This is a genomic window from Microbulbifer halophilus, assembly GCF_026183675.1.
Lineage (GTDB): Bacteria > Pseudomonadota > Gammaproteobacteria > Pseudomonadales > Cellvibrionaceae > Microbulbifer > Microbulbifer halophilus.
Genome location: NZ_JAPIVK010000094.1, coordinates 1 through 805, shown reverse-complemented (window position 1 = coordinate 805; position 805 = coordinate 1). Strand labels below are relative to the sequence as shown.

The window sequence follows — 805 nt, the reverse complement described above, 5'->3', positions numbered from 1 at the left end:
GGCTGTGCTCCTTTGTTACACAACTTTACGCACGGCCCACTAGATCGAATTTCCGAAGAGGAATTCGACGATCGGGGCACAGTAGCGCGCAAAGCCCTGAAACCCGTGGTCGCCGCCGTCCTCGATGGTGTGCCGCTGGCCCCGGTAGAAGTCTTCCGCCTCGCGGCAATCCAGGGTTTCGTCGCCGCGCTGGGCCAGCAGCCAGTAACGGCCGGCGAGCGGCGGCTGCAGCTCCGCTTCCAGACGGCGCATGGTATCAACGTCCGACTGGGTTAGGCGATACTCCCGGGGCTCGCCGCTGTAGGGGGTCAGTGTCGGCCCCAGGTAGTGCGGCATAAAGCGGGCCGGGTGCACGGCCGGGTTTACCAGCACCGCCGGCAGCTCGTGGCGCTCGGCCAGGTACCTGGACCAGAAGCCCCCCATGGAACTGCCCACCAGGCCGATGGAATCGAATTCACCGCTGTTCACAAAGCCATCCACCAGGCTCAGCAGCGACTGCCTGGCGATTTCCGGGTAGGGGGAAATCTGCGGGGCACAGAAGACGATACGCGGATGTTCGGCGGCCAGCCAGTCGCGCATCAGCTGGCACTTGTGGGATTGCGGTGAGGACAGGAAGCCGTGCAGGTAGAGGAGCAGCGGGCGTTTTTTCATCGATGGTTCGGACATGGGGCGGGATTATAGCGCGGGAGTCGGGCGTAGGGGCGAACCTTATGTTCGGCCGGGCGGGCCTGCGGCCCGCAGGCCGAGCTGGAGTTCCGCGGTCCCGAGTCCCGAGTCCCGAGTCCCGAGTCCCGAGTCCCGAGTC

Annotated in this window: 1 protein-coding gene; it reads right to left on the bottom strand. The window is 65.3% G+C overall.

Annotated features, from left to right (window positions below):
• Nucleotides 1-39: 39 nt before the first annotated feature.
• Nucleotides 40-651, bottom strand: coding sequence for a YqiA/YcfP family alpha/beta fold hydrolase (locus OQE62_RS19360; protein ID WP_265723688.1), 612 nt, complete (start codon nucleotides 649-651; stop codon nucleotides 40-42).
• Nucleotides 652-805: the final 154 nt, after the last annotated feature.

Excerpts from the sequence above, each read along its gene's own strand:
- OQE62_RS19360 (WP_265723688.1), bottom strand. The coding sequence starts at position 651 with ATGAAAAAACGCCCGCTGCTCCTCTACCTGCACGGCTTCCTGTCCTCA.